A 24,799-nucleotide genomic window follows, 5' to 3' on the forward strand; every position below is an offset into this window, starting at 1 on the left:
CTGCCTGCGACATCGCCGGCCGCCCGCCCCTCACGACGCGATGTCGAGCTCGTTCCCGGGGATCGAGGCGAGCAGACGACGCGTGTACGGATCGCGCGGGTTCGTGAAGATCTCCTCCGACGATGCGGCCTCGACCAGGCTGCCGTCCTTCATCACGCAGACGTAATCGCTGATGAGACGCACCACGGCGAGGTCGTGCGAGATGAAGAGATAGCTGAGCCCGTACTCGCTCTGGAGGTCGCCGAGCAGGGTGAGGATCTGGTCCTGCACCAGCACGTCGAGGGCGGAGACCGGCTCGTCGCACACGATGAGGTCGGGCGAGAGCGCGAGCGCACGGGCGATCGCGACGCGCTGGCGCTGACCGCCCGACAGCTCCGACGGATACCGCCCGAGCATCGACTGCGGCAGCGCCACGTCGTCGAGCAGCTGGCGCACGCGCGCACGACGCTCGGCGCCGCTCCCCCGGCGGTAGAACTCGAGGGGCTCGGCGATCAGACGCTCGATCGTGAACATCGGGTTCAGGCTGGAGTACGGATCCTGGAAGATCGGCTGCACGCGCTGGCGGAAGTCGCGCGTCTCGGCACGACTGAGCGACGCGACGTCCTTGCCCTCGAAGCGGATCAGACCGCTGGTCGGCTCGATCAGCTTCAACAGCATCCGCGCCGTCGTCGTCTTGCCCGACCCCGACTCCCCCACGATCGCGACCGTCTCGCCGCGCGGGATCGCGAGCGACACGTCGTTGACCGCGACGAAGTCCTCGCCGCGTCCGCGCACCGGGTACACCTTGGTGAGGCCCTCGATCTCGACGATGTGGTCGGCCTTCGCAGCGGAACCGGAATCCACGGACGCGTCGGCCGTGGCATCCGCTCGGTCCTCGACCTGGAAGGCCTCCGGACGCAGGCGCGCGGCCGCCACCGAGGGGGCGGCCTTCACGAGAGACTGCGTGTACGGATGCTGCGGATCCTCGAGGATCTGGCGGGCGGGGCCCTGCTCGACCACCTTGCCGCGGTGCATCACCACGACGCGCTCCGCGCGCTCGGCGGCGAGACCGAGGTCGTGCGTGATGAGCAGCACGGCGGTGCCGAGCTCGCGCGTCATCGCACCGATCTGATCGAGGATCGTGCGCTGCACCGTGACGTCGAGCGCGCTCGTCGGTTCATCGGCGATCAGCAGACGCGGCTTGCAGGCGAGGCCGATCGCGATCAGCGCGCGCTGCCGCATGCCGCCCGAGAACTCGTGCGGATACTGCTTCGCCCGCTTCTCGGGATCGGGCAGGCCCGCGGCGGTGAGCGCCTCGACGACCTTCTGCTGCACGTTCTGCCGTGTGGCGAGACCGTGCGCGAGCAGCGTCTCGGCGACCTGGGTGCCGACCTTCGCGACCGGGTTGAGGTTCGACATCGGATCCTGCGGGACGAGACCGATGTCGCGCCCGCGGATCGTACGGAGCTCGTTCTCGCCGGCGTGCGCGATGTCGCGACCGTCGAGACGGATGCTGCCGCTGGCGACCCTGCCGCCTCCTGCGAGGAGGCCGATGATGGCCATCGCGGTCGTCGACTTGCCCGAACCGGACTCGCCGACGATCGCGACCGTCTCACCGGGCGAGATCTCGAGGTCGACCCCCTCGACGGCGTGCACGACGCCGTCCATGGTGGTGAAGTCGACCGCGAGCCCCTCGACGGAGAGGAGCGGGGTGTCGTTCATCGTGTTCTCCTGGGCGTTCATCGGGCACGCGTCCTCGGGTCCATGGCCTCGCGCAGCGCCTCACCGAACAGGGTGAAGCCCAGCGCGGTGACCGCGATGCAGATACCGGGCAGGAAGGCCAGCCACGGCGCGATCGAGAGTTCCGCCTGCGCGTAGGTGAGCATGCGACCCCACTCGGCCGTCTCGGGGCGACCGCCGCCGAGACCGAGGAACGAGAGCGCTGCGGCGTCGATCACCGCGGTCGCGAGCGTGAGCGTGCCCTGAACGATCACGGGACCGATCGCGTTCGGCAGCACGTGCGACATAGTGATGCGCCCCCGACCGAGACCGAGGGTCTGCGCCGAGAGCACGTAGTCGCTCGATCGCTGCTGCAGCATCGAGGCGCGCAGCAGGCGGGCGAAGATCGGCACCTGGGAGGCACCGATCGCGATCATCACCGCGAACGGCGTCTGGCCGAGGATCGCCGCGATCGAGACCGCGAGGAGCAGGTTCGGCACCGAGAGGATGATGTCGACGAAGCGCATGATCACGGTGTCGACCCAGCCGCCGAAGGTACCGGCGAGGAGACCGAGCAGCATGCCGCCGACGAGTCCCATCGCGGTGGAGATGACGCCGACGAGCAGCGACGCCCGCGCACCCCAGATCAGCTTCGAGAGCACGTCGCCGCCGAACCGATCCAGGCCGAGCGGGAACTGCGGCAGCTCCCCCGGTCCCGGGATGTAGGTCGGGGTGATGAACTTCGCCCCGGGGAGCGCGGTCTCGGGATACGGGGCGAGCAGCGGGGCGAGGCCCGCCACGAGGAGGAACAGCAGCACGATGATCGCGCCGATCCACGCCGTGGGGTTGCGGCGCAGACGTCGGAAGACGTCGCGCCAGAACCCGCCGGGCCCTTCCTTGATGCCGGCCTGGGCGATCGCGACGGTGTCGATCACGCCGCCGCCCTGGGCGGGTGGGAGTGCGACGCTCATGACATCGCCCCCTTCCGGATGCCGGTGATGGTCGTCATTGGACCCTCACTCTCGGGTCGATGAAGCTGTACGAGACGTCCACCGCGAGGTTGATCAGCGCGTACGCGATCGCGATGAAGATGATGAAGCCCTGCAGCACCGGGAAGTCCCGGGTGAAGATCGCCCGGGCCAGGAAGGACCCGATCCCCGGGAAGGCGAACACCGTCTCGGTGAGCACCGCCCCCGAGATGAGCAGACCGGTCTGCAGACCGATCGTCGTGATGACGGGCAGCATGGCGTTGCGCAGGATGAAGCGGTTGCGGAGCGTCGACGATCCGACGCCCTTCGCCCGCCCGGTGCGCACGTAGTCGGCGTTCTGCACCTCGAGCACGCTCGCCCGCGTGATGCGCACGATGATCGCGAGCGGGATCGTGCCCAGCGCCAGAGCCGGGAGGATCAGGTGCAGGATCGCGTCCCACGCGGCATCGAACTCGCCCGTGATGAGACCGTCCCACACGTAGAAGCCCGTGGGATGCGTGGCGTCGATCCTCGGATTCTGCCTGCCGTCGGAGGGCAGCCAGCCCAGTTGCACGGCGAAGATGTACTTCAGGATGAACGCGAGGAAGAACACCGGGATGGTGATGCCGATCAGGCTCAGCACGACCGAGGCGTGGTCGCTGAACTTGCCGTGGCGGCGCGCCGCCCAGTAGCCGAGCGGGATGCCGACGCCTACCGCGAAGATCAGCGCGACGACGCTGAGCTCGATGGTCGCCGGGAAGCGGCGGAAGAACTCCTCGACGACCGGCCGGTTGGTCTGGATCGAGGTGCCGAAGTCGCCCTGGAGCAGCCTCGTCACCCAGACGAAGTACTGCTCGATGAGCGGTTTGTTGAATCCGTAGAGTTCGTTGACCCTCTCGATGGCCTCGGGGGTCGCCTTCTCACCGAGAAGGGCGACGGCCGGGCCGCCGGGGAGGGCTCTGACCCAGGCGAACAGCAGGATGCTGAGGCCGATCAGAGTGGGGATGAGGAACAGCAGTCGCCCGCCGATGGTGCGCAGCACAGAGATCTCCGTAGATCGGGCGCACACCCTTCGTCTCGCTCCGCTCGCTCAGGGACCGGGAGGCCGGTCCCTGAGCGAGGAGCGGAGCGACGAGACGAAGGGTGCGCGTCGGTCGGGCCTACTTGGTGAGGACGATGTCCGTGAAGACCTCGTCGTTCACCGGGCTGGCCGGGTAGCTCTCGACGCGCGGATCGAACGCCAGCGTGGGCGCCGGGTGCGCGAGCGGAACACCGGGGATGAACTGCGCGACCATCTCGTTGATCTCTTCGTACAGAGCCGTCTGGTCCTCGAGGTTCGAGACGCCGCGGGCCTCGTTCAGCTTCTGGAACAGCTCGGGGTTGTCGAAGCCCCACTCGGAGCTCTGCTGGCCGAAGAAGACGCCGACGAAGTTGTCGGTGTCGTTGTAGTCACCGGTCCACCCGAGGAGGTGGATGCCGTGGTCGGAGGTGCCGGTGGTGCGGTCGAGGTACTCGACCCACTCCTCCGAGACCGGGGTGGTCTCGACGCCGACGTCTGCGAGCTGCGACGAGAGCACCGTGAAGATCTGCTCGGGGTCCGGCATGTACGGACGCGAGACGTTGACCGGGTAGTTGAAGGTGAGCTTCAACGGGTTGGCCTCGTCGTAGCCGGCCTCGGCCAGCAGCTCCTTGGCCTTCTCGGGGTCGTAGTCGAAGGTCGTGACATCGGGGTTGTAGCCGTTGACGACCTCGGGCACGAACTCGATGGCCTTCTCGGTGCCCTCGGGGAGCACCTGGCTGATCAGCGCGTCCTTGTCGACCGCGTACGACAGCGCCTCGCGGACCTTCGGGTCCTGCAGCTCGGGGATCGCCTGGTTGAACGCCAGGTAGAGGATCGTGAACGGCGGGCGCGACACCATGGTGAAGCCGTCGTCCTCGAGAGCCTTCGTGTCGGCCGGACCGACGAGGTCATACCCGTCGATCGAGCCGGACTCGAGCGCCTGGCGGCGAGCGGTCGGGTCGTCGATCGTGCGGAAGATGATCTCGTCGATCTGTCCGGCGTCACCCCAGTAGCCGTCGTAGGCCTTGAGCGTGACCTGCTCGCCCGGTGCCCACTCCTCGAACTGGTACGGCCCGGTGCCGACCGGGTGGCCCATGGCGTACTCCGAGAGCTGCGGAGCCTCGGCGGATCCGCCCACCTCGTCGGCGCCGAACTCCTGCATCGCCGAGGGGCTCTGCATCGCGAACGACGGCAGCGACAGCGAGGCCACGAAACCGGCGAAGGGCTTGTTCAGCTCGATCGTGACGGAGTAGTCGCCGTCGGGCGTGCACGACTTGTAGACGGCATCCGCCGCGGTGTCGGCGTAGCCCTTGAAGAGCTTGTTGTAGTAGTAGCCGAAGGCCTCGGACGCGGCGAGGCCGGTCCAGTTGTACCAGCGGTCGAAGTTGACGCAGACGGCCTCGGCGTTGAACGGCGTGCCGTCCTGGAAGGTCACGTCCTCCTTGAGAGTGAAGGTGTGGCTCATGCCGTCCTCCGACGACTCCCAGCTCTCGGCGAGGAGCGGCGCGGGGTCGGCCGTTCCCGGCTCGGTGCCGACGAGACCCTCGAAGATCTGCCGGGAGACGCGGAAGCTCTCGCCGTCCTGCGCGAACGCGGGGTCGAGGCTGGCCGGGTCGGACGATGCGGCGAACACGAAGGTGCCGTCGACGTCGCCGGCCCCTTCCGAATCGTTGTCGCCGCGCTCGCTCGCGACACAACCCGCGAGAGCGAGGGCGGCGATCGTCGCCCCCGTGATGGCGACGAGACCGCGTCGTCGAAGTGGTGACTGGTGCATGGATGAACCTTCCCTGTGGGGCGTTTCGCTGCGCATGCGGGCATCGTCGCCCGCATGGTGATTCCCTCGACGCTACTCAGTGGATGTTGGTATGCCAAGACTCTCGCGTTACGAGAGTGTTGCGATCCGGTATCGCGATCTCCGGACCCGGGTCTCAGCGCCGGTGGTGCACCGCGGCGTCGTGCGTGAGCCGAAGCGGGATCGCCACGGGCTCGCCGCGGTGCTGCACGACGCGCACGAAGAGCACGTCGACGAGGGCCAGCTGCGCGATCCGGCTCGACATCGCCGCCATCCGGAAAGGCGATTCGTACGCATGCGTGAGGAGCACGAGCTCGGCGGTCCGCGCGAGCGAGGAGTCGGCGACGCCGGTCACGGCGACGGTGAGCGCACCGGCATCCCTCGCCACCTCCAGCGCACGCAGCGTCTCGACCGTCTCGCCGCTGTGCGAGAAGGCGACCGCCACGTCGTCCGACGTGCGCAATGCGGCCGCGGTCAGCGCGAGATGGGGATCGGCCGAGTGCGAGACGGCGCTGCCGATGCGCGAGAGCTTCAGCTGCAGATCCTGCGCGGCGAGCGATGAAGCCGCCTGCCCGAAGAGGTCGATGTGGCGGGCGTCGACGATGGCCCGCGCCGCCCGATCCAGGGTCGCCGCATCGAGTCCGTGGGCGGTCTTCTCGATCGCGTCGATCTGCTGGGCCGCGAGCTTCGCGGCGATCGTGGCGGGGCCGTCATCGGCCGAGATCGTCGTCGAATCCAACCCGAAGCGCGCCTGCTGCGCCTGGGCCAGCGTCACCGAGCGCGCGACCGCCACGCGCAGCTCGCGGTAGCCGCTGAAGCCCAGCGACTGCGCGAAGCGCGCGACGGTCGACAGCGATGTGCCGCACAGCTCGGCGAGGTCGGTGATCGCGAGTTCGACGACGAGCATCGGGTCGTCGAGGATCCGCTCGGCCACGCGCGTCTCCGCCGCGCTCAACTTGGGGACCGAGCGGCGGACCAGCGCGAGAACGTCGTCGTCCATCGTGCGCACCCGTCTCAGCCGGCGGCGCCGACCAACCGCTCCCGTGCCATCTGCGCGCCCAGCCTGCTGGCGGCTCCCACCTCGATCGTCGTCAGCGGGAGCGCCGTGCGTGCGGCGAGACCCACATTGACGACGACCGCATCGGGGTCGCGCACGGCCGCGCGCTCCACGAGTGCACGCTGCGCGGCATCCGCATCGGGACGGTCGATGAGCAGCACGGTCGTGCCCTCCGTCGACACCGCGTCGTCGAGCACCCGATCCTGCTCCTCGACCGAGGTGTGCGCGACGTCGAGGCGCACGCGGCGCCCGTCGTCGGCGAGCGTCGCCGAGACGTACGCCGAGGCGCTGTCGACGGCCAGCGTCGAACGGCGGCGCGCGTCGACGACCGACAGAGCGGATGCCGCGGCCGGGACGTCTCCGACGACGCTGATCGCACGACGCACGACGTCGGTCGCGTCGAACTCCTCGATGCCGTTCGACACCGCGGCGACGGCCGCACGGAGCTTGCGTGCGAGGGCCGCCACGCGGCCGGCGGCCTCCTCGACGCGCTCACGGGAGAGCGACCCGTCGCGCAGCGCGGCGACGATGCCGTCGCGCGCGGCGCGGAAGTCGCGCTCGTCCTGGTCGGGGAGGGCGTCTTCGCCGGGGTTCGTCGGGTTTCCGATGCAGAGCAGGTCTGCGCCGGCAGCGAGGGCCTGCGCCGCTCCCCCGCCGATCCCGACGGTCTCCCGGATGGCCGCCATGTCGAGCGCGTCGGTGATGATCACGCCCTCGAAGCCCCACTCGCGCAGCATGCCGAGCACGCGCGGGTTGAGGGTGGCGGGCCGGTCGCCCCATGCCGGGACGACGATGTGGGCGGTCATGATGCTGTCGACCCCGGCCTCGACCGCGGAGCGGAACGGCGCGAGGTGGACCCGCTCGTACTCGTCGATGTCGAGCGCGATCTCGGGCAGCGCGTGGTGCGAGTCGAGATGCGTGTCGCCGTGGCCCGGGAAGTGCTTGATGCACGCGGCGACGGCGCCGTCCTGGATGCCGTCCACCGCCGCGATCACGTGACGCGTGACGAGCGCCTCCTCGGAACCGAACGCCCGCACGCCGATCACGGGGTTGCGCGGATCGGTGTTCACGTCGGCGACGGGGCCCAGCACGACGTTCGCACCGACCGCACGCACGCGACGGGCGAGCTCGGCACCGGTGCGCTCGGTCGCGACGAGGTCGTCGAGTGCGCCGAGCTGCGCGGCTCCGGGGAGCGTCGACCCGGTGGCCGACTCGAGGCGGGTGACGCTGCCGCCCTCCTCGTCGACGCCGATCAGGGCGTCCGGGTTGGCGGCGAGGATCTCGGCGCTCAGCGCCGACAGACCCTCGCCCACGTTCTGACCGAAGTACACGACACCCGCGAGGCCGTCGCGCAGCTCGGAGGTCAGCCAGGCGGGCGCCTCCGTGCCGAAGAAGCCCGGCCAGAGCACGCCGTTCGCGAGGCGCTCGAGGTCGTCGGTCATCCCTTCACGGCTCCCGCCACCATGCCCGAGGCCAGACGGCGCTGCACGATCACGAAGAAGATCATGACCGGGAGGGTGATGATCGTCGAGGCGGCCATGATGCTGCCCCAGTCGTTGGCGAACAGGCCGAAGAACGACTTGAGACCGATCGAGACCGTGTACTGGTCGGTCTGCGCGCCGAGGATCGTCATCGCGAAGATGAACTCGTTCCACGCGGTGATGAAGCTGAAGATGCTCGTCGCGACCAGGCCCGGCATGACCAGCGGCAGCAGGATCGAGCGGAACATGCGCCACCAGCTCGCGCCGTCGATGTAGGCGGCCTCTTCGAGTTCGACCGGGACGGCCGCGACGAATCCGCGCAGCATCCAGATGCCGAAGGCGAGCGAGAGCGCCACGTACACGACCATCAGGCCGAGGATGCTGTTGAGGAGTCCCAGGCTCTTCACCTGGAGGAACAGCGGGATGACGAGCGCCTCGAGCGGCACCATCTGCACCACGAGGATCATCATGAGGATCGTGGTGCGGAACTTGAACTTGAAGCGGGCGACCGCGACGGCGGCGAGGAGGCACACGAGCGCGCTCACGACGACGGTGACGATCGCCACGATCGCCGAGTTGCGCAGGAACGTGCCGAACCCGCCCTCGGTGAGGACGAACGCGAAGTTGTCGAAGGTGAACTCCTGCGGCAGCAGCGACTGCCCACCGCTCGAGGCCTTCTTGTCGAAGGCGCTGGAGACCATCCAGTAGACGGGGAACAGCGTGAAGATCAGGACGGCCGCGACGGCGATCCCGATACCGATGCGGGAGCGGAGGGATGCGCGCGGGTTCACAGCTCGTCCTCCTTCATGAGGGATCGGATGTACACGATCGTGATGCCGATCAGCACGAGGGTGAGCAGCACGGCGAGTGCCGCACCGAAGCCGTAGCGGTTCTGACCGAACGACTCGACGTACGACCAGACGCCGAGGTTGAGCACCTGGCGGTTGCCGCCGCCACCGCCGGGCATCAGGTACACCTGGGCGAAGACCTTGAAGTCCCAGATCGTCGACAGGATGATGACGACCGAGAAGACGGGCTTGAGGGTCGGGAAGATGATCTTCCAGAAGCGGCGCCACGCGCCGGCGCCGTCGAGGGCCGCGGCCTCGAGCATCTCCTTCGAGACGCCGAGGAGTCCGGCGAGCACGGTGATCGCGACGAACGGGAAGCCGTGGTGCACGACGTTCAGCAGCACGATCGCGTAGAACGACCACTGGTTCGTGAACCAGTTGATCGACTGGTCCATGAGGCCGAGGTCTCGCAGGACGGAGTTGAAGATGCCGCGGTCGGCATCGAAGATGAAGGTCCAGACGTAGGTGCCGGTCACGGCGGGCATCGCCCACGCGACCATGATGCAGCTCGAGACGATGACGCGCCACGTGGTGCCGAGGCGAGCGAGCAGCAGGGCGACGAGCGTGCCGACCGCCACGGTGACGAAGACCGCCACCGCGGCGAACCCGACGGTGTTGGGCAGGACCACCGTCCACAGGGTCGGGTTGGTGAGCGCCTCGACGTAGTTGTCGAAGCCGATCCAGTTGTTCTCCCCGGTGTTGATCTCGCGCAGACCGTAGTCCTGCAGCGAGTAGATGAACACCTGGATGAGCGGCCAGAGCATGAGCACCGCGAGGATGATCAGCCCGGGCGCGAGGAGGAGCCAGGGGCGGGCCGTGACGATCGAGAGACCGCGACGCTTCCGGCCGCCGGCCACGGAGGCGGAGGTGGACTCCGCCTTCGTGGCCGGCAGTGGCGCTTGCACCATCGACATGGAAGGAGTGCTTCCTTACTGGTTGAGCAGGTCCGTCATCTCAGCGGCGGCATCCTTCGTCGCGGTCGCGACGTCCTTCTGCCCGCTGAGGATGGCCTGGATCATGGAGTTGGTCGTCTTCTTCGCCTGGACGGCGCCGAAGTTCGGGGTGACCGGGACGGATGCTCCGCCGTCGACCATCTGCTCGGCGAACGGTGCCACAAGCGGGTCGGTCGAGGCGAGGGCCTCTTCCATCGCGGACTGGACGCCCGGGAAGTAGCCGGTCTCGTTCGACCACTGCTCGGCGAACTCACCGGTGGTCATGAGCTTGACGAACTCCCACGCGAGGTCGGCGTTCTTGGTCGTGTTGAAGACCGAGAGGTGCGATCCGCCGAGCACGGACGGGGCGATGCCGCCGTCTTCGCCGGGGATGACCGCCGCGCCGATCTTGCCCTCGAGGTCGGGGTTCGCCTCGATGAGCGACTTCGGCGTCCACGAGCCCGAGAGCATCATGGCGACGTTGCCCTGCGTGAACGCGTCACGGAGGTCGGTCTCCTTCCAGGTGGTGGCACCTGCGGAGGAGAAGCCGTGCTCGGTCGCGAGACCGGTGTAGAACTCGATGCCGGCCTGCGACTCGGTGCTGTCGAGCTCGCTGGTCCAGGTGTCGCCGTCCTTCGTGGCGATCTCTCCGCCCGCACCCCAGACCCAGGGGTAGACCTGGAACTCGGCGTCACCGGGAACCGGGAACGGGAGCATGTCGGGCTTGGCGGCCTTGATCGCGTCGCCCGCGGCGATGATGTCGTCCCACGTCTTCGGAGCCTCGAGACCGAGCTCCTCGAACACGTCGGCGCGGTAGACGAGCGAACGCACGCCGGCGTACCACGGCATGCCGTAGAGCTCGTCGTCGTAGGTTCCCGCGACCTCGAGGCCCTCGACCAGGTCGTCGCGCAGGCCGTCCTCGGCGTCGACGTACTCGTCGAGCGGCAGGAGGGCGCCGGCGTCGGCGAACTCGGCGGTCCAGGTGGTGCCGGTCTCGGCGATGTCGGGGGTGGTGCCGCCGGCGATCGAGGTGACGAAGCGATCGTGCGCGTCAGCCCACTGGATCTCCTCGATGTTGACCGTCGCTCCGGTCTCCTCTTCGAAGGCCGCGGAGACCTTGTCGTAGAAGGCGGTGGAATCGGGGTTCGTGCCCTTCATGATCCAGACGGTGAGCTCCTGGCCCTCTCCGTCTGCTGCTCCGCCGTTGTCGCCGCCGCCGGCGCAGCCGGCCAGCGCGAGCGAAGCCACGGCGCCGAGCGCCACGACCGGAAGAATGCGCTTGTGCATCAGTGGATCTCCTCTTTGAAACGTCCTGGGGATGGACGAGTGGGTGCTCGCCCTGTCGAATAAGTATCTACGACTAACTAATTGCCTGCAAGTTTTTCACACGATCGTCACATGCTTGTGACAATCGTTTCCGTGGGGCCTTCACAGGCATCCTCCCGAGGCCCTGGCTATGCTCTCGAGATGCCTCGCGCCCGCCACAAGGACCGATCCACCGTCGCCCGCCACGCTCCCCTCCCCACCCCGGGACCGATGAAGGGCTTCCTCAAGATCGCCGGGATCACCCTCGGCGTCGTGCTGGTCTCGGCCATCGCCGTCGGCGCCTTCGTCGTCGTCGACTACATCAACCGCTTCAATGCCGACGCGGTGGCGCTCGAGGACGCGCCGGAGGTGGAACCTCCGTCGGTCAGCGCCTTCCCGGGCGAGTTCAGCGTGCTGCTCATCGGCACCGACGAGTGCGGCGAGGTGTCAGGCGGGCTCCTCGGCGAGCGCTGTTCGGAGGCCGACGGCGGCATCCTCAACGACGTCAACCTCCTCGTGCACGTCTCGGCCGAACCCCGCAACGTCACCGTCGTCTCGCTGCCGCGCGACCTCATGATCGAGACGCCCGAGTGCACGCGCGAGGACGGATCGATCGCCTCGGCCACCAGCAAGACGCAGATCAACTCGATCTACCAGAACGCCGGGCTCTCCTGCGTCGCCAAGACCATCACCGACCTCAGCGGCATCGAGATCCCGTTCGCCGCGAAGATCGATTTCGACGGCGTCATGGCCATCACCGACGCGATCGGCGGCGTGGAGGTCTGCATCGGCGGAGACGGCATCCGCGACGAGAAGGCGGGCATCGACTATTGGGCCCCCGGACCCCGGACCGTCTCGGGTTACGAAGCGCTGCAGTTCATCCGCACGCGCTACGGAGTCGGCGACGGCAGTGACATGGCGCGCGTCTCGAACCAGCAGCAGTACATGTCGCGACTGGTGAAGAAGATCCTCAGCGACGAGGTGCTCAGCGACCCGAGCAAGGTGCTCGGGCTCGCGAACACGGCCGTCGACAACATCAAACCGAGCACCGAGCTCGGCAACCCGGTGCGCATCGCGCAGCTCGCCCTGTCGATCAAGGACGTGCCGTTCAGCGACTTCGTCTTCGCGCAGTACCCGGTGTTCGAGGACCCGGACGACAGCGACCGCGTCGTCCCGAACTACGAGGCCGCCGAGACCCTGTGGTCGGCGCTCGCCGCCGGTCAGCCGGTGCAGCTCACGGGCGACGCGACCAACAACGGCGGCGTCGAGGTCGTCGACCCGGGCACGGCGACCGACCCCGGGACCGCCCCCTCCACCGACGCACCGACGACCGAGACCCCGGCGCCCCGCGCCACGCTCGACCCGAGCATCTCGGGTCAGACCGCCGAACAGGAGACCTGCACCAACGGCCGTCAGCGCTGATCGGCACGGCACGAGCGCGTAGGCTCGCAGGCATGGGACGGATGCGCGCACGCGACACCGAGCATCCGCAGGCGAAGCTCGATCACGGCGGCGTCGCCACTATCGCCCCCTCGGAGTTCACGAGCGGATTCGAACTCATCGTCGACGGCACCCCGCAGTCGCACGTCGACCTCGACGACCCGACGCACCTTCACTTCGAGTACATCGTGCGCATGGGCGCCGTGATCGATCAGCTGCCCGCGGGACCGCTCACCGCCGTACATCTCGGCGCCGGCGCCCTGACCGTGCCGCGCTACATCGATGCGACCCGTCCGGGATCGCGGCAGCAGGTGATCGAGTGGGAGGCGCCCCTCGCGGCGCTCGTGCGCGAACACCTGCCCCTACCGAAGGGCGCGTCGATCCGCCTCCGCATCGGGGACGCGCGCGCGGGCGTGCAGAAGCTCCCCGCCGCCCTCATCGGCGCGTGCGATCTCGTCGTCTCCGACGTCTACTCCGGCGCGCAGACCCCGGCGCACCTCACCAGCGTCGAGTTCTACCGCGAGGTCTCGCAGCTGCTCTCCCCGGGAGGGGTACTGCTCATCAACGTCGCCGACGGCCCTGGACTCGCCTTCGCCCGCCGTCAGGTCGCGACCGTCGCCGCGGTGCTCCCCGAGGTCGCGGTGCTCGCCGACACGCAGGTGCTCAAGGGACGCCGCTTCGGCAACCTCGTGGTCGCGGCATCCGCCTCTCCCCTGCCCACCGAGTGGCTCCCCCGCCTGCTCGCCGCGGGCCCGCATCCGGCGAAGATCGCGCAGGGCGCCGAGGTGAAGACGTTCGTGCAGGGCGCGCACATCGTCACCGATGCGGATGCCGTGGCCTCTCCGCGACCCGACGCCTCGCTCTTCCTGCGCTGATCCGCATCCGGGATGCGGGCGCGCGGGCGTGCCGACCCGACGACCGGGTGAACGGCATGCAGACTGGACGGGGACGCTGCGGAAGGAGAGCAATGAGTTTCATCCGGGGATACGACCGGGAGAACCTCCGCGAGCTGGTCGATATCGACGAGTGCGCGGTACGGCTCGAAGAGATCGAGGATCAGCGCAGCCTTCCCGCTCTGCTGGAGCGCGTGTGGTTGCTGAAGGTGCTGGGACGCCTCGACGAGGCGCTCGCCCTCGCGGAGACGACCGTGCGACAGGCCCGGATGGCGGGCACGCGCAAGGACGTGCTGCGCGCCCGTGTGCTGCGTGCGACCGTGCAGCAGTTCCGTGGCGCGCACGCCGCCGCCGAGCAGGAGCTCGCCGCGTGCGCGGAGGAGGCCGAAGGCCAGGGCTGGATCACGATCGCCGCATTCGCCCACCAGCACCGCGGCAAGAATGCCTTCGACGCCGGAGATTTCGACACCGCGCGCGACAGCTTCAAGCAGTCGCTGTTCCTGCGCCGCGAGGCCGGCGCGGCAGATCGCGAGCTCGAGGTCACGCTGCTGGCGATCGACGCTGCCGAGCGCCGTCGCCCGTCGCAGCTCGTCGCCGGCTGACCGTGCGCACCGGCCGTTCACCCCGGTGTCGGCGGTATGGCTTAGCCTGAGCGCATGGCGGATCTTGACCGTGTGCGCATCTGGGGTGAGGCGCTCATGACGATGTACCTCGACGACTCCTGGTCGTTCGGCTTCGACCATGCCAAGCGTCGCGCCGGGCAGTGCGACTACACGAAGAAGCGAATCACCGTGTCGCGCTATCTCGCGGCACGGTTCGACGACGACGAGATCCATCAGGTGCTGTTGCACGAGGTCGCCCATGCCCTCGCCGGGCACGCCGCCGCGCACGGTCCGGCCTGGAAGCGCGTGGCACGCGACCTCGGCTACGTCGGCGGCACCACGCACCATGGCGAGACCGCCGTCGAGCTCGCGCCCTGGATCGGCCGCTGCCCCGCCGGGCACGAGACGTTCCGGCATCGCCGCCCGACCCGCGCCACCTCGTGCGCCCAGTGCTCGCGCACCTTCGATCAGCGATACCTCTTCACCTGGACGCGGCGCGAGATCACCGCCGACGTGAAGCTCGCCGCGCAGTCACCGCGCTAGGGCGCTGGGCTCTAGAGACTGCGCGGGCCGTCGCTCGCGTTCTCCGAGGAGGCCGTTTCTTCCGGGTCGTCGTGCGAGAGGGTCGCGCCCTGCTGACCGTCGGCTGCTGCCCGCGAGGCGCGCCCGCGTCGCAGGAGAGCCGTGACCGCGCGCCACCCCACCAGCAGCGCGCCGAGGGTCAGCGTCGCGACGATGATGAACGCGAGCTGAGCGGTGTCCCCCGTCGCCACGCGCAGCAGCATGCCGCCGGCGACGGTCACGACCCAGACGACCACGCCCCACAGCACCGACCACGGCCGGCGCGGGCGACCGGGCAGCAATGCGGCGAGCGCGTGACCGACGAGCAGCGCGACCAGGAACGGCCAGGCCGTGAGCAGGAATCCGGCGGGGCTCTCGTCGTGAGAGGCGCGGCCGATCACGGCGAAGATCAGAACCAGCACGGCGTCGACGATGACTGCGGGGAGGAACCTCATGCCCCGACCCTACGCTCGTGCCCCGCGCACACGGCGCTGCCCCTGGGCGTGCCGCCGGCTGTCTCAGGCGAAGGCCGCGAACGCCCGGTCGCGGAGCACGGGCACCGCCGAGACGGCGTCGAGACGGGATGCCGCGGCGACCGCGTCGGCATCGGCGGTGTCGCGCGCCGAACCGCTCGCCGAGACCAGGTGCCCGAGCGCACGGCGCAGAGCACGGAAGCCCTCTGCCGCGACCGCCGCATCGGGCGCCGTGTGATCGATGCCGAGGTCGGTGAGCGCCGCGATGATCGCTCCGGCGGCGAGGTGGTCCTCGACCGCGAAGCGCACGTCGTTCGAGCCGTCGCGCTCCCCCGCGGCGATGAGGGCGACCGAGGTGCGCGCCTGACGCTCCTCCTGGATGGCCTGCACGGTGCGTGCGACGGCGGTGGCATTGCGGATGCCTCCGACCAGCACCGTCGCTCCTCCGGCGGCGGCGGTCACCGCGAGCGCCGGTGCGACGGAGTCCGTCGACCACACCGCCGCCTCGGCCAGATCGATCGCGGCACCGTCGGCGACGGCATCCGCCAGTCTCGACGAGAAGTGCAGCACGTCGACGATCACGACCACGTCGGCCTCGGCGAGTCGTGCGAGGCCGGCGAGCCCCCAGTCGAGGCGGACCTGATAGGTGGACTGATCGAACGGCGACGGCATCCGTCCAGCCTATTCCGCACCGTGAGGGGTCAAGATACGCCGCCCGCGGGGCCGCGGCCGCGGCGTGTCTTGACCCCTCAGCGGGCCCTGCCCGCCGTCAGTCGGCTGCCAGCGCCTCGACCGGCGCGACCCGCGTCGCGAGCCGGGTCGGCGTCGCGGCGGCCACGAGCGTCAGCACCGCCGTCGCGACGACGATGATGACCACCGGCAGCCACGGCACCTGCGGAGCGACGAGCCCGGCGGGCGTGAAGTCCGGCAGCACCGGCACCGAGCCGAGCAACGACTGCGCGGCGATCCACCCGTAGGCGACTCCGAGCACCAGGCCCGTGAGCGTCGCGGCCACCGTGATGTGCGTCGCCTCGAGCAGCACCATCCGGCGCACCTGCGCGTTCGACAGCCCGATCGACCGCAGCAGCCCGAGCTCACGGCGCCGCTGCACGACACCGATCGTGAGCAGGTTCACGAGGCCGACGGCGGCGATCACGGCCGAGACGGCGACGAGCACCATCATGATCGAGGCGAAGGCGTCGAACGGCGCGAAGAACTCCGGCGGCACCTCCTCGGAGGTCTGGTTCATCATCAACCGCTTCGCCGACTCCAGCGCGACCGCGAACATCGTCACGAGGGTGACGCCCATCACGACGCCGATCGCCATGCGCGACGATCGCTCGGGATACCGCAGCGCGTTCTCGGCGGCGAGGCGCGCGGTGGCGCTGGACCCGAACATCCGCCCGACCAGGCGCAGCACCGGCGGCATGAACAGCACCGAGCCGAGCGCGAGACCGGTGAACGAGAGCAGGCCCCCCACGAACGCGACGACGACCCCGAGCGGCGTCACGAGTCCGAGCAGCACCCCGCCCGCGAGCAGGGCGGCCCCGGCGATGAGCAGCACCCAGGCGCCGACATGGCGCCCGGCCCCGCCCGACACCTCGTCGTGGGCGCGCTCGACCGATCCGCCGATCGCCTGCAGGGGCGTCACCGTGAGCACGCGTCGCGAGCCGACCCACGCCGCGGCCCAGGTCGTGAGCGCGACGCCCACGGCGGGCAGCACGAGGAACGGCTGCGCGAGGGTGAAGTCCGCCGGCACGTTGGCGATCAGCATCCGCCCGATCTGCACCCCGACGGCGGCGAGCGCAACACCGACGATCACGCCGGTGAGCGCGCCGATCACGCCGACCACGAGGCCCTGTCGCCCGACCTCCGCACGCTGCGAGCGCGCGGTCGCACCGACCAGGCGCATGAGCGCGATCTGACGGGTGCGCCCGGCGATGATCGTCGAGAACGTGTTGGCGGTGACGATCGCGGCGACGTACATCGCGACCCCCGTGAGCAGAACCGAGAGGATGGCGACGACGATCGCGAGCGTCTCGCTGTCGCCGATGAACGGGTCGGCCTGCAGCACCGCACCGATGAACGCCGTCACCTCGACGAGGATCACCCCGAACGCCGCCGACAGCGCCGCGACCAGGATGCTGGCGCCCATGCCTCGGTCGCGCAACCACGCGAGACGCGGAGCCGTGGCGGTGGTCTCGGGCACGACGGTGCCGACCACCGAGGCCGTGCCGACGGCGGTCATGCCGACACCTCGGCCGCGAGCATGTAGGCCGAGATCTCCTCGGCGGTCTGGCGCGGGTGGTCGGCGACGATGCGACCGTCACCGAGGTAGAGCACGCGGTCGGCGTGGCTGGCCGCGATGGCGTCGTGGGTGACCATCGCGATCGACTGACCGTGCTCGCGGCTGGCGGCCTGCAGCAGCTGGAGCACCTCGCGTCCGGTCTTCGAGTCGAGGTTTCCGGTGGGTTCGTCGGCGAAGACGAGGTCCGGCGCGGTGGCCAGAGCACGGGCGATGGCCACGCGCTGCTGCTGTCCGCCCGAGAGCTGGTGCGGACGGTGGCGCAGGCGCGAGCCCAGACCCAGGGTCTCGACGAGTCCGTCGATGCGCGCACGCTCCAAAGCGCTCGGCCGGCGCCCGTCGAGCTCGAACGGCAGCAGGATGTTGCCGAGGGCATCGAGCGTGGGAACCAGGTTGAACGCCTGGAAGATGAACCCCACGCGTCGGCGGCGCAGGATGGTGAGGTCGAGGTCGCCGAGACCCGTGATCTCGGTGTCGCCGATGAACGCGCGCCCCTCGGTCGGGGTGTCGAGGCCGGCCATGATGTGCATGAGCGTCGATTTGCCCGAGCCCGACGGGCCCATGATCGCGGTGAACTGACCGCGGCGGATGCCGACGCTGACGTCGTCGAGCGCCCGCACGACTCCCTCGCCCGAGCCGTAGGTCTTCTTCAGGTGCTGGACGCGGGCGGCGAGGCCCAGGTCGGTGGTCGTGATCTCCATGTCTCCGACGCTACGGAGCAGGTGCCGTGGCGGTCGTCGCCCGGCGGATGCATCCGCCTCCGCCTGGAGGATGATCCCGACGATGCCGCAGGGAGGATGCCGGGGGGGCCGTGCTCGGGCGAGGCGGATCTCAGGCGAGGCCGTGCTCGAACGCGAACACGACGAGTTGCACGCGGTCGCGCAGGCTGAGTTTGGAGAGGATGCGGCTGATGTGCGTCTTGACGGTCGCCTCGCTGAGGAACTCGCGCGTCGCGATCTCACCGTTCGACAGACCGCGTGCGGCGAGCGCGAAGATCTCCCGCTCACGATCGGTGAGGTCGGCGAACTGCGGAGGAACCGGGGTCGGCGCATCCGCGAAGTGCGCGAACAGCTCACGGGTGGCGGATGCTGCGATCACACTCGACCCCGCGTGCACGGTGCGCACGGCGGCGAGCAGGAACTCGGGGTCGGCGTCCTTCAACAGGAATCCGCTCGCCCCCTGACGAATGGCCCGGGCCGCGGCCTCGTCGAGGTCGAAGGTCGTCAGCATCACGATGCGCGGCGCGTCGGGGCGCTGGAGGATCTCGGCGGTCGCGGTGAGGCCGTCCATGACCGGCATCCGGATGTCCATGAGCACGACGTCGGGTCGGGTCTGCTGTACGACGTCGAGCGCCTCGCGCCCGTCGCCGGCCTCGCCCACGACCTCGAGGTCGGGCTGAGAGGCGATCAGCATCCGCACACCGGCACGGAAGAGGGACTGGTCGTCGACGAGGACGACTCTGATCATGACGTGACTCCGATCGGCAGCATGCCGTAGACGTGGAACTGCGCTCCCCGGCGCTCGGCATGCAGACTACCGCCGACCAGCTGGGCGCGCTCGCGCATGCCGATCAGGCCGTGCCCGCTCTGCCCCAGCTGCACGGGAGCAGGCCCCGGCGCGACGGTGTTCGCCACCCGGATCTCGACCCGGTCGGGCAGCCACGCCAGGTGCACGTCGACCGCTCCGTCGCCGTGGCGGATCGCGTTCGTGAGGGCCTCCTGCAGGATGCGGTAGACCGCGAGCTGGATGGCCGCGGGCGGCTCACCCGGGGGCACGGGGTCGACCGTGATCCGCGGTTCGATGCCGGCGTGCCGCACCTGCGCGAAGAGCGTCTCCAGGTCGGCGAGCGTGGGCTGCGGTCCGTCGCCCTGGCGGTGACGCAGCTGGGTGAGCAGCATCCGCACGTCCGACAGCGCACCGCGGGCGGTCTGCGCGATCGTGCCCAGCGCCTCGGTCGCCATCTCGGGCTTCGCGGCGGCGGCGTAGCGGGCTCCATCGGCCTGCGCGATCACGACGGCGAGCGAGTGCGCGACCACGTCGTGCATGTCGCGGGCGATGCGCACGCGCTCCTGCTCCTCGGCGGCCACGGTCTCGGCCTGCGCGCGCGCCACCTGCGTGGCGCGACCGGCGAGGATGACCCGCCAGAGCAGTCCCGCCCCCCATGCCATCACCATCGCCAGCACGAACAGCGAGCCGAGCAGCACGGAGGTGAGCGCGGCGCGCATCACGCTCGCGGCGTCGGTGATCAATTCGCCCGACCACGCCAGCCCGAAGTACGCGCCGCCGACGATCCCGCCGCCGAGCGCCGAGGCGCCGCCGAGCCACAGCAGTCGTCGGCTGCCCCAGGCCGCCGTCGCGAACAGCACGACCAGCACGCCGAAGTCGAAGGGTACGGGTGGCAGTCCCGCAGCCATCTGGAGGAGCGCACCGAACCACGCGACGCAGAGGGCCAGAGCCGGGGCCAGGCGGGCGATCGCGGCGGCGCCCCAGACGATCGCTCCGACGACGAGGTAGGCCGTGACCGACCACCCGCCGTCGACGATCCAGACGCTGAGGCCGCCCGAGCCCGGCACGAGGGGGATGCCGACCGTGAGACCGAAACCGATGACCGCGCCGACGATGTCGAGGGCGAGCCAGGTGCGGGAGACGGGACGGAACACGCTCTCACGCTACGCGAGCGGAGGGCGCCCCGCGTCCGTCTGGGGATGTATCCCGAGTGCGACCGGCCGTCAGGCCCGGGCGATGATCTCGCCGTGCGGAACGAGGTACCAGCCGTCTCCGGCATCCGCCCACCGCTTCCAGGCGTCGCTGATCGCCTGCAGCTCGGAGGGGCCCGCGAGGCCGCTGTCGACGAGCTGGCGCGCGAGCGCCGATTCGAGGATGCGGTCGGCCCACATGCCGCCCCACCAGGCGCGCTCCTCGGGGGTCGCGTAGCACCAGGTGGATGCCGTCGCCGTGACGTCGTCGAAGCCGGCGGCGCGCGCCCACGAGAGCAGGCGTCGCCCGGCGTCGGGCTCTCCCCCGTTCGCCCGGGCGGCCGCGCGGTACAGCCGCAGCCACTCGTCGAGTTCGGGCAGCAGCGGGAACCAGACGAATCCGGCGTAGTCGGCGTCGCGCGCCGCGACGATGCCGCCGGGCACCGTGACCCGTCGCATCTCTCGCAGGGCCTGCACCGGATCGCCGACGTGCTGCAGCACCTGGTGCGTGTGCACGACGTCGAAGCTGTCGTCGGCGAACGAGAGCGCGTGCACGTCTTCGATCGAGAAGTCGACGTTCGTGAGGCCGCGGTCCGCGACGAGGTTCCGGGAGAGCGCGAGGGCGTTCGCATCGATCTCCGTCGCCGTCACGTGCGCGACGACGGTCGCGAACTCGGCCGTGATGCTGCCCGGGCCCGCGCCGACGTCGAGGAGGCGGGCGGCCGGATCCAGGTGCGGGCGGAGATACTCCGCGGAGTTCGCGATCGTGCGGGAACTGTGCGAACGGAGAACGGTCTCGTGATGTCCGTGCGTGTACGTGGCCATGCCCCAGTCTGGCACGGGCCGCGATGGCGCCCTCAGCGCAGCTCGGCGGCGATGCGGCGGATCGCCTCGCGGTCGGGCTTTCCGGAGGCGAGCGTCGCGATCTCGTCGACGAGGATCAGGCGCGCCGGACGCGCGTGCTTGCCGAGCGCCTCGGCGACGGCGTCGCGCGCGTGCACGAGCTGGTCGGATTCGCTGCGGCGCAGCACCTCGCCGCGGGCGGCGACGATGACGGATGCCTCGCCCCACCGCTCGTCGTCGATGCCGACCACCACGGCCTGATGGAGACCCGGCACCTGCCGCACGATCCGCTCGACGCGATCGAGGGAGATGTTGATGCCGCCCGACACGATGACGTTGTCGGCGCGACCGTGCACTCGCACGACCCCGTTCTCGACCAGACCGAGGTCGCCCGTGCGATACCAGCGGATGCCGTGCTCGTCGCGCACGAACACCCGCGAGGTCAGCTCGTCGTCGCCGAGGTAGCCGTCGGCGAGCATGGGCCCCGCGATGCGCAGTTCTCCGTCGACGGTGCGCACCGAGACGGTGTCGAGGGGAACCCCGTCGTACACGCACCCGCCGCTGGTCTCGGTGGAGCCGTAGGTGCGCACGAGGCGCACGCCCAGATCGGATGCCCTCTCCCGCAGCGGCTCGGGCAGGGACTGTCCGCCGACGAGGATCGAACGGTAGGCCTGCAGCGCGGCGCGCACGGCGACGTCGTCGGCCGCGTCGAGCAGCGTCGCCACCTGCGCCGGTACGAGCGAGGTGTACAGCGCCTCATCACCGTGTCGCAGCATCGACAGCGTGGCGTGCGCGAACGCCTCGGGCGAGAACCTGCCCGACAGCGCCACCGGTTCGGTGCCCGCGAGGATCGAACGCACGAGCACCTGGAGACCTGCGACGTACCCCGTCGGGAGGGCGAGCAGCCAGCGCCCCGATCCGATGCGGTCGGCGGTCGCCTCGGCGCTCGTGCGCAGAGCCTCGGCGCTCAGCGCCACGCGCTTGGGGATGCCGCTCGACCCGGAGGTCGCGATCACGACGGCCGTGCCCACCGGAACCCGATCGGGTACGTCGGCGAGCATCCCGAAGCCGAGCGCCGGACCCCCGTCGAGCGCCCGCCGCAGCGCGACACTCAGCGGCTGCGGATCATCGGCCTCGATCGGGATCAGCACGGTCATGACGGTGCCTCAGTAGTGCCAGGGGAACGACGACCAGTCGGGGTCGCGCTTCTCAAGGAACGAATCGCGCCCCTCGACGGCCTCGTCGGTGCCGTACGCGAGACGCGTCGCCTCGCCCGCGAAGACCTGCTGCCCGACGAGACCGTCGTCGACGGCGTTGAACGCGAACTTGAGCATGCGGATGGCGGTCGGCGACTTGGTCAGCACGGTGCGGGCCATCGCGAGCGCCTCGCGCTCGAGCTCGGCGTGCGGCACCACGCGATTGACCGCGCCCATCTCATAGGCGCGCTGCGCCGAGTACTCCTCGGCGAGGAAGAACACCTCGCGGGCGATCTTCTGCCCGGTCTGGCGGGCCATGTACGCGGAACCGTATCCGGCGTCGAAGCTGCCGACGTCGGCATCCGTCTGCTTGAAGCGTCCGTGCTCGGCGCTGGCGATCGTGAGGTCGCAGACCACGTGGAGCGAATGCCCGCCTCCCGCCGCCCATCCGGGCACGACCGCGATGACGACCTTCGGCATGAAGCGGATCAGACGCTGCACCTCGAGGATGTGCAGGCGGCCCAACGAGGCGGGGGACGGAGAAGCCGGGGTCCCTGAGCCTCCCCCCTCGATCCCTGAGCCTGTCGAAGGGTCGGAGTACTTGTACCCGTCGCGCCCCCGGATGCGCTGGTCGCCGCCCGAGCAGAACGCCCATCCACCGTCCTTCGCGCTGGGGCCGTTGCCCGTGAGCAGCACCGCGCCGATGCGCGGGTCCTGACGGGCGATGTCGAGCGCACGGTAGAGCTCGTCGACCGTGTGGGGGCGGAAGGCGTTGCGCACCTCCGGCCGGTGGAAGGCGATGCGCGCGATGCCTCCGTCGTTCGAGACGTGGGCCGTGATGTCGGTGTAGTCCTCGGCGCCGGGCGCGAGCTGCCACTCGGCGGGGTCGAACAGGTCGGAGACGAATGCGCTGGTCACCTCTCCACCCTATTCCCGCGCGCGGCTGCGCCCCCGTCGCACTTTCCGTCGGAAAGATCCGGCCGGACCGACGGAAAGTGCGACGGGAACGGCGGCGGGAGATGAGAATGAGACCCATGACGCCCGAACTCAGCGAGATCCTCTCCACCGCACGCGTGGTCGCCCTGCCGATGCACACGCGATTCCGCGGCGTCGACACCCGGGAGGCTCTCCTCTTCGAGGGCCCCGAGGGATGGGCCGAGTTCTCGCCCTTCATCGAGTACGCGGATGCCGAGGCCGCCACCTGGCTCGCCTCGGCGATCGACTTCGCCTGGCGCCCGCAGCCCGCACCTCTGCGCGACGGCATCCGCGTCAACGCCACGATCCCGGCGGTCGAGGCCGCGCGCGTGCCCGACGTGCTCGCGCGGTTCTCCAGATGCCGGACCGCCAAGGTCAAGGTCGCCGAACCCGGGCAGATGCTCGCCGACGACATCGACCGCGTGCGCGCCGTGCGCGAGGCGATGGGGCCGGAGGGCCGCATCCGCGTCGATGCGAACGGCCTCTGGAACGTCGACGAGGCCGAGCACGCCGTGCACGCGCTGAACGAGTTCGACCTCGAGTACGTCGAGCAGCCGTGCGCGACGGTCGAGGAACTCGCCGAGCTGCGCACCCGCGTGAAGTACCTGGGCATCCCGGTCGCCGCCGACGAGAGCATCCGCAAGTCGTCCGACCCGTTGGCCGTGGCGCGCGCCGGGGCCGCCGACCTCATCGTCGTGAAGGCGCAGCCGCTCGGCGGAGTGACCCACGCCCTCCAGCTCATCGCCGCAACCGGGCTTCCGGCGGTCGTGTCGAGCGCCCTCGACACCGCCGTCGGGCTCTCGCAGGGCGCCGCCCTCGCCGCCGCCCTTCCCCACCTCGACTACGACTGCGGCCTCGGCACGGCATCGCTCTTCCTCGACGACGTCGCCGACCGTCGCCCCCGTGACGGGGTGATTCCCGCCGACCGCGTCACCCCGGACGGTGCCGCGCTCGACCGCCTCGCCGCCGACGACGACCGCCGCGACTGGTGGTTCGCGCGCCTCGAGCGCAGCTACCGCGTGCTCGACGCGGGCTGAGGCGCCTCAGACCAGGAGCAGATCGACCAGTCGGCCGAGTTCCTCGCTGCCTGCGCTGCGCAGCTGGGCGTCGTCCTGCCCGGCCATCGCGCCTCGCACGGTCATTCCCTCCCAGACGATCATGAGGATGCGGCCGGCGACCTCGGCCGGCACTCGCAACCGCAGCTCCCCGGCGTCGACGATGTCGGTGACGATCTGCGCGATGCTGCCGACCATCTCGCGCTCCTGCGCCAGATACGCCGCTCCGAACTGGGCGTCGCGGAGCGCGCGGATGCGGATCTCGCTCATGAGCATCACGCCCATGCGGTCGTCGCTGCCGGAGTCCATCACCTTCTGCAGCAGGTCTGTCGGATCGCAGCCGGGAACCAGGCCGCCCTCGGCGGTGATCTCGGTGACGCGCTCGCGCACCGCGTTCACACGGGTCTCGGCGACACGTCCGGCGAGCATCAGGAAGAGCTCGTCCTTCGATTCGAAGTTCGAGTAGAACGCCCCGCGCGTGAAGCCGGCGCGCTCGCACACCGCCTCCACCGAGGCGCCGTCGAGGCCGACCTCCGCGAAGAGCTGCTCGGCCGCCTCGAGCAGGCGGGCGCGCGTGTTCTCACGACTCCGGGTTGCCGGTATCGACATCGAAACCTCC

General features: G+C 70.1%; 24 protein-coding genes. 5 read left to right on the forward strand and 19 right to left on the reverse strand.

From position 1 onward, the window contains the following. Positions 1–30: 30 nt before the first annotated feature. The 9 genes from WFJ97_RS06475 to WFJ97_RS06515 all read right to left on the reverse strand — a co-directional run bounded on the left by WFJ97_RS06475 (position 31) and on the right by WFJ97_RS06515 (position 11,123). Entirely contained in the window at positions 31–1,722 is a 1,692-nt protein-coding gene (locus WFJ97_RS06475) for an ABC transporter ATP-binding protein (protein WP_336640870.1), read from the reverse strand. Then, positions 1,719–2,669: an ABC transporter permease gene (locus WFJ97_RS06480; RefSeq protein ID WP_247623217.1), complete on the reverse strand. Its 951-nt coding sequence runs from the start codon at positions 2,667–2,669 to the stop codon at positions 1,719–1,721. Before WFJ97_RS06480 ends, WFJ97_RS06475 begins: the two co-directional genes overlap by 4 nt. A gap of 34 nt (positions 2,670–2,703) precedes the next feature. Next, positions 2,704–3,708 carry an ABC transporter permease gene (locus tag WFJ97_RS06485; protein ID WP_247623218.1) on the reverse strand — a complete coding sequence of 335 codons (1,005 nt, stop codon included), beginning with the start codon at positions 3,706–3,708 and terminating at the stop codon, positions 2,704–2,706. 118 nt (positions 3,709–3,826) lie between these two features. Continuing rightward, positions 3,827–5,500, reverse strand: a complete 1,674-nt coding sequence (locus WFJ97_RS06490) for an ABC transporter substrate-binding protein (RefSeq protein WP_336640871.1) — start codon at positions 5,498–5,500, stop codon at positions 3,827–3,829. Between the two features lie 154 nt (positions 5,501–5,654). Next, on the reverse strand, positions 5,655–6,518 hold the full coding sequence (locus WFJ97_RS06495; RefSeq protein ID WP_336640872.1) for a MurR/RpiR family transcriptional regulator: 864 nt from the start codon (positions 6,516–6,518) through the stop codon (positions 5,655–5,657). Positions 6,519–6,532: 14 nt separating this feature from the next. Then, entirely contained in the window at positions 6,533–8,017 is a 1,485-nt protein-coding gene (locus WFJ97_RS06500; RefSeq protein ID WP_336640873.1) for a glycoside hydrolase family 3 N-terminal domain-containing protein, read from the reverse strand. Continuing rightward, entirely contained in the window at positions 8,014–8,847 is an 834-nt protein-coding gene (locus WFJ97_RS06505; protein WP_247623222.1) for a carbohydrate ABC transporter permease, read from the reverse strand. The genes WFJ97_RS06500 and WFJ97_RS06505 overlap by 4 nt, the downstream gene beginning before the upstream one ends. Further along, the gene (locus tag WFJ97_RS06510) at positions 8,844–9,818 is read right to left on the reverse strand and encodes a carbohydrate ABC transporter permease (RefSeq protein WP_247632785.1); all 975 of its coding nucleotides are present in this window, start codon (positions 9,816–9,818) and stop codon (positions 8,844–8,846) included. The genes WFJ97_RS06505 and WFJ97_RS06510 overlap by 4 nt, the downstream gene beginning before the upstream one ends. Before the next feature lie 15 nt (positions 9,819–9,833). After that, a complete protein-coding gene (locus WFJ97_RS06515) occupies positions 9,834–11,123 on the reverse strand; it encodes a sugar ABC transporter substrate-binding protein (RefSeq protein ID WP_247623224.1) in 1,290 nt (429 codons plus the stop codon). A gap of 180 nt (positions 11,124–11,303) precedes the next feature. Between WFJ97_RS06515 and WFJ97_RS06520 the strand changes: the two genes are divergently transcribed. The 4 genes from WFJ97_RS06520 to WFJ97_RS06535 all read left to right on the forward strand — a co-directional run bounded on the left by WFJ97_RS06520 (position 11,304) and on the right by WFJ97_RS06535 (position 14,619). Then, positions 11,304–12,563 carry an LCP family protein gene (locus tag WFJ97_RS06520; protein WP_336640874.1) on the forward strand — a complete coding sequence of 420 codons (1,260 nt, stop codon included), beginning with the start codon at positions 11,304–11,306 and terminating at the stop codon, positions 12,561–12,563. Positions 12,564–12,595: 32 nt separating this feature from the next. After that, the gene (locus tag WFJ97_RS06525; protein WP_336640875.1) at positions 12,596–13,456 is read left to right on the forward strand and encodes a spermidine synthase; all 861 of its coding nucleotides are present in this window, start codon (positions 12,596–12,598) and stop codon (positions 13,454–13,456) included. Between the two features lie 92 nt (positions 13,457–13,548). Continuing rightward, complete coding sequence (locus tag WFJ97_RS06530) at positions 13,549–14,076, forward strand: hypothetical protein (RefSeq protein WP_247623227.1); 528 nt, start codon at positions 13,549–13,551, stop codon at positions 14,074–14,076. Between the two features lie 54 nt (positions 14,077–14,130). After that, a complete protein-coding gene (locus WFJ97_RS06535; RefSeq protein ID WP_247623228.1) occupies positions 14,131–14,619 on the forward strand; it encodes a SprT-like domain-containing protein in 489 nt (162 codons plus the stop codon). A gap of 11 nt (positions 14,620–14,630) precedes the next feature. Here WFJ97_RS06535 and WFJ97_RS06540 read toward each other — a convergent pair whose 3' ends face one another. From WFJ97_RS06540 to WFJ97_RS06580, 9 genes are all read right to left on the reverse strand, one after another. After that, entirely contained in the window at positions 14,631–15,092 is a 462-nt protein-coding gene (locus WFJ97_RS06540) for a DUF3054 domain-containing protein (protein WP_336640876.1), read from the reverse strand. A gap of 63 nt (positions 15,093–15,155) precedes the next feature. Further along, a complete protein-coding gene (locus WFJ97_RS06545) occupies positions 15,156–15,782 on the reverse strand; it encodes a 2-phosphosulfolactate phosphatase (RefSeq protein WP_336640877.1) in 627 nt (208 codons plus the stop codon). A gap of 97 nt (positions 15,783–15,879) precedes the next feature. Continuing rightward, entirely contained in the window at positions 15,880–17,358 is a 1,479-nt protein-coding gene (locus WFJ97_RS06550) for an ABC transporter permease (protein WP_336640878.1), read from the reverse strand. After that, on the reverse strand, positions 17,355–18,116 hold the full coding sequence (locus tag WFJ97_RS06555; RefSeq protein ID WP_247632791.1) for an ABC transporter ATP-binding protein: 762 nt from the start codon (positions 18,114–18,116) through the stop codon (positions 17,355–17,357). Before WFJ97_RS06555 ends, WFJ97_RS06550 begins: the two co-directional genes overlap by 4 nt. A 130-nt stretch (positions 18,117–18,246) precedes the next feature. Beyond that, complete coding sequence (locus tag WFJ97_RS06560; protein WP_247623233.1) at positions 18,247–18,882, reverse strand: response regulator; 636 nt, start codon at positions 18,880–18,882, stop codon at positions 18,247–18,249. Continuing rightward, on the reverse strand, positions 18,879–20,075 hold the full coding sequence (locus WFJ97_RS06565) for a sensor histidine kinase (RefSeq protein ID WP_336640879.1): 1,197 nt from the start codon (positions 20,073–20,075) through the stop codon (positions 18,879–18,881). The genes WFJ97_RS06560 and WFJ97_RS06565 overlap by 4 nt, the downstream gene beginning before the upstream one ends. A 69-nt stretch (positions 20,076–20,144) precedes the next feature. Further along, positions 20,145–20,936, reverse strand: a complete 792-nt coding sequence (locus WFJ97_RS06570) for a class I SAM-dependent methyltransferase (protein WP_336640880.1) — start codon at positions 20,934–20,936, stop codon at positions 20,145–20,147. A gap of 32 nt (positions 20,937–20,968) precedes the next feature. Continuing rightward, positions 20,969–22,111, reverse strand: a complete 1,143-nt coding sequence (locus tag WFJ97_RS06575) for an AMP-binding protein (RefSeq protein ID WP_336640881.1) — start codon at positions 22,109–22,111, stop codon at positions 20,969–20,971. A 9-nt stretch (positions 22,112–22,120) separates the two neighbouring features. Then, positions 22,121–23,068, reverse strand: coding sequence for a 1,4-dihydroxy-2-naphthoyl-CoA synthase (locus tag WFJ97_RS06580; protein ID WP_247632795.1), 948 nt, complete (start codon positions 23,066–23,068; stop codon positions 22,121–22,123). A gap of 116 nt (positions 23,069–23,184) precedes the next feature. Here WFJ97_RS06580 and WFJ97_RS06585 point away from each other — a divergent pair, with 116 nt between their 5' ends. After that, positions 23,185–24,162 (forward strand): o-succinylbenzoate synthase, encoded by a 978-nt coding sequence (locus tag WFJ97_RS06585; protein ID WP_336640882.1) that lies wholly within the window; start codon positions 23,185–23,187, stop codon positions 24,160–24,162. A 6-nt stretch (positions 24,163–24,168) separates the two neighbouring features. Here WFJ97_RS06585 and WFJ97_RS06590 read toward each other — a convergent pair whose 3' ends face one another. Further along, a complete protein-coding gene (locus tag WFJ97_RS06590) occupies positions 24,169–24,789 on the reverse strand; it encodes a TetR/AcrR family transcriptional regulator (protein ID WP_336640883.1) in 621 nt (206 codons plus the stop codon). Positions 24,790–24,799 lie beyond the last annotated feature (10 nt).

This window comes from Microbacterium sp. USHLN272, from assembly GCF_037149655.1.
GTDB classification, from domain to species: domain Bacteria; phylum Actinomycetota; class Actinomycetes; order Actinomycetales; family Microbacteriaceae; genus Microbacterium; species Microbacterium galbinum.

What these genes read in the sequence shown, in the direction of transcription:
- WFJ97_RS06475 (WP_336640870.1), bottom strand. Translation starts at nt 1,722, where the DNA reads ATGAACGCCCAGGAGAACACGATGAACGACACCCCGCTCCTCTCCGTC.
- WFJ97_RS06480 (WP_247623217.1), bottom strand. Translation starts at nt 2,669, where the DNA reads ATGAGCGTCGCACTCCCACCCGCCCAGGGCGGCGGCGTGATCGACACC.
- WFJ97_RS06490 (WP_336640871.1), bottom strand. Translation starts at nt 5,500, where the DNA reads ATGCACCAGTCACCACTTCGACGACGCGGTCTCGTCGCCATCACGGGG.
- WFJ97_RS06495 (WP_336640872.1), bottom strand. Translation starts at nt 6,518, where the DNA reads ATGGACGACGACGTTCTCGCGCTGGTCCGCCGCTCGGTCCCCAAGTTG.
- WFJ97_RS06500 (WP_336640873.1), bottom strand. Translation starts at nt 8,017, where the DNA reads ATGACCGACGACCTCGAGCGCCTCGCGAACGGCGTGCTCTGGCCGGGC.
- WFJ97_RS06510 (WP_247632785.1), bottom strand. Translation starts at nt 9,818, where the DNA reads ATGTCGATGGTGCAAGCGCCACTGCCGGCCACGAAGGCGGAGTCCACC.
- WFJ97_RS06515 (WP_247623224.1), bottom strand. Translation starts at nt 11,123, where the DNA reads ATGCACAAGCGCATTCTTCCGGTCGTGGCGCTCGGCGCCGTGGCTTCG.
- WFJ97_RS06520 (WP_336640874.1), top strand. Translation starts at nt 11,304, where the DNA reads ATGCCTCGCGCCCGCCACAAGGACCGATCCACCGTCGCCCGCCACGCT.
- WFJ97_RS06525 (WP_336640875.1), top strand. Translation starts at nt 12,596, where the DNA reads ATGGGACGGATGCGCGCACGCGACACCGAGCATCCGCAGGCGAAGCTC.
- WFJ97_RS06530 (WP_247623227.1), top strand. Translation starts at nt 13,549, where the DNA reads ATGAGTTTCATCCGGGGATACGACCGGGAGAACCTCCGCGAGCTGGTC.
- WFJ97_RS06535 (WP_247623228.1), top strand. Translation starts at nt 14,131, where the DNA reads ATGGCGGATCTTGACCGTGTGCGCATCTGGGGTGAGGCGCTCATGACG.
- WFJ97_RS06540 (WP_336640876.1), bottom strand. Translation starts at nt 15,092, where the DNA reads ATGAGGTTCCTCCCCGCAGTCATCGTCGACGCCGTGCTGGTTCTGATC.
- WFJ97_RS06545 (WP_336640877.1), bottom strand. Translation starts at nt 15,782, where the DNA reads ATGCCGTCGCCGTTCGATCAGTCCACCTATCAGGTCCGCCTCGACTGG.
- WFJ97_RS06550 (WP_336640878.1), bottom strand. Translation starts at nt 17,358, where the DNA reads ATGACCGCCGTCGGCACGGCCTCGGTGGTCGGCACCGTCGTGCCCGAG.
- WFJ97_RS06555 (WP_247632791.1), bottom strand. Translation starts at nt 18,116, where the DNA reads ATGGAGATCACGACCACCGACCTGGGCCTCGCCGCCCGCGTCCAGCAC.
- WFJ97_RS06560 (WP_247623233.1), bottom strand. Translation starts at nt 18,882, where the DNA reads ATGATCAGAGTCGTCCTCGTCGACGACCAGTCCCTCTTCCGTGCCGGT.
- WFJ97_RS06570 (WP_336640880.1), bottom strand. Translation starts at nt 20,936, where the DNA reads ATGGCCACGTACACGCACGGACATCACGAGACCGTTCTCCGTTCGCAC.
- WFJ97_RS06575 (WP_336640881.1), bottom strand. Translation starts at nt 22,111, where the DNA reads ATGACCGTGCTGATCCCGATCGAGGCCGATGATCCGCAGCCGCTGAGT.
- WFJ97_RS06585 (WP_336640882.1), top strand. Translation starts at nt 23,185, where the DNA reads ATGACGCCCGAACTCAGCGAGATCCTCTCCACCGCACGCGTGGTCGCC.
- WFJ97_RS06590 (WP_336640883.1), bottom strand. Translation starts at nt 24,789, where the DNA reads ATGTCGATACCGGCAACCCGGAGTCGTGAGAACACGCGCGCCCGCCTG.